The 1965-nt window shown below is 57.3% G+C and carries 3 protein-coding genes; all 3 read left to right on the forward strand.

Annotation, left to right across the window (positions count from 1 at the left end):
* Window positions 1–190 precede the first annotated feature (190 nt).
* On the forward strand, window positions 191–592 hold the full coding sequence (locus FJ398_27440; GenBank protein MBM3841610.1) for a hypothetical protein: 402 nt from the start codon (window positions 191–193) through the stop codon (window positions 590–592).
* A gap of 120 nt (window positions 593–712) precedes the next feature.
* Window positions 713–1504 carry a hypothetical protein gene (locus FJ398_27445; protein ID MBM3841611.1) on the forward strand — a complete coding sequence of 264 codons (792 nt, stop codon included), beginning with the start codon at window positions 713–715 and terminating at the stop codon, window positions 1502–1504.
* 14 nt (window positions 1505–1518) lie between these two features.
* Window positions 1519–1965 (forward strand): hypothetical protein (locus FJ398_27450; GenBank protein MBM3841612.1); only part of this gene is annotated, 447 nt, incomplete at its 3' end.

Genomic DNA, 1965 nt, shown 5'->3' on the forward strand with positions numbered 1-1965 from the left:
AAGCCCGGCCGCTACGTCATCGCCGTAAAGGTCATTGATATTTTTGGCAACGACACGATGACGCTCGTGCCGGTGACGGTGGGATGATTATGACCAATCCAACCCGCACCCTCGGCACGCACCTCTACGACGCCACCCTCCACCACCTCCTCGCCGCATGAAATTTAACTGACCCTCAACAACGCAAATTATGCCATCACTCCGCGCTGACTATCCCGAGAATTCAATCATCATCGGCAACCACCAGATTTGCGATGTCAAACGCATCCAGGGTCTTGAAGATTTACCCGGCGAGATCGACGGACGCGGCGTGTTGTCACTGGAACTGCCCTCCATTTCCATTCGGGTCGCCGAGACAGAGGTGGGCAAAAGGGAGTTCTACTTGTGCTACGCCCCGAAGCCATCGTTGCTGTTCGTCGTGGAGACCGAGATGTCAAGTTTCTCGCAGGAGAGGTATAGCCCCGATTACGGTAGAAACGACAACTACTACACGCACACTACTACTCAGCGGATCGTTTGGGTCTACAAATTGGACTCCCCACGGCTGAATGACCCGGTCGTCACCAAACACCTAAGACCCTATTTGCCCTGATCGGATGAATACTGAACAAAAGCGGATCGTGGCGCGGGTGGAGGCCTTGCTGCGGCAGTGCGACGCGCTGGAGGCGCAGTTGCACCAAACCCGCGCCTTCCGCGCCCACCTCCTCGCCCCGTGAACAAATTGCTCCAAAGCCTGCGTGCGAAAGACCGACGCGGCAGCAAGCCTCGTTGTCACGGTTTGACTCACGGAGATCCTGTGGAAGTTGCGGCTCGCCTCACCAAGCTGATCGCGCCGTTTGGGGCAATCAGCCCGGAGGATAAGTGGATGCCGCAAGGGTTTGAGCAGATCGACGAGGCAGAGCTGCACAAGGCCGTCCGACTTTTGGGGGAAGGCGAGTGCGCCGAGATCAGGCGATGGTGGTTCGCTCTCTTCAGGGGAGGCATACAGAAAGGGCCGAGCTTTGATATTGCCTGCACCTGCTCAGTGGCCGGCACCACCGCAACCAAGCCAGGCATCTTGCTGATCGAGGCGAAAGCGCATGATGATGAGTTGATAAAAGAAGAGGCTGGAAAGCCACTGCGCACCAATCCCTCGGCAGGCATGAAATCAAATCACGCCAGAATCAGTGAAGTCATCCAGGCGGCCAACTCCCAGTTCAGAGCAGCCACTGCTTGCGAATGGTCATTGAGCCGGGATGCCCGCTATCAGATGTCGAACCGATTTGCATCGGCCTGCAAACTCGCCGAATTGGGCTATCCGGTTATTCTTGTCTATCTCGGCTTCCTGAAGGCCAACGAGATGGCAGACCGCGGCAAGCCATTCGCGAGTGCCGCCGAGTGGGAAGCCCTTGTGAAGTTGCACAGTGAGCCGTTATTCCCGGCAGCAGTGTGGAATCAGCCGTGGACTTTGAATCGCCAGTCGTTCGTGCCATTGATACGGTCGGTGGAGTGGCCGCTAAATTGAGGGGTTAAAACTACATGACCCGCGACAAATCAACCCGAGGCAACGCCAGCCAGTTCTTCGTCGCCGGGGAATTGTGTCGCCGAGGCTATGCGGCAGTGGTGACGATGGGCAACACGCCGAACACGGATGTCCTGTGCAGCAATCTCGCCGGAACACGGTTTGTTCACATCCAGGTGAAGACCTTCGTGCCGGGCAACAAGACGTGCAGTGTCGGGCTGAAGGCGGAGCGGAATTTCGGCCCGAACTTCTTCTGGGTGCTGGGCGGCATCCCCACCCCGAATTCGGAAAGACCTTTCGAGTATTACATCATCCCGGCTGCGGAAATGGCCAGGAACGTGAGCGAGCTTAACCGGAAGTGGCTGGCCACACCCGGCAAAGCCGGAAGGCAGCATCGGGAAAACAAAGTGCGAGCGGTGAACGTCTCTCCGAAAAGCTACGAATTCTTCTGGAGCGTCACCGAA

It is taken from the genome of Verrucomicrobiota bacterium, assembly GCA_016871535.1.
Taxonomy (GTDB): domain Bacteria; phylum Verrucomicrobiota; class Verrucomicrobiia; order Limisphaerales; family SIBE01; genus VHCZ01.

What these genes read in the sequence shown, in the direction of transcription:
- FJ398_27440 (MBM3841610.1), top strand. Translation starts at nt 191, where the DNA reads ATGCCATCACTCCGCGCTGACTATCCCGAGAATTCAATCATCATCGGC.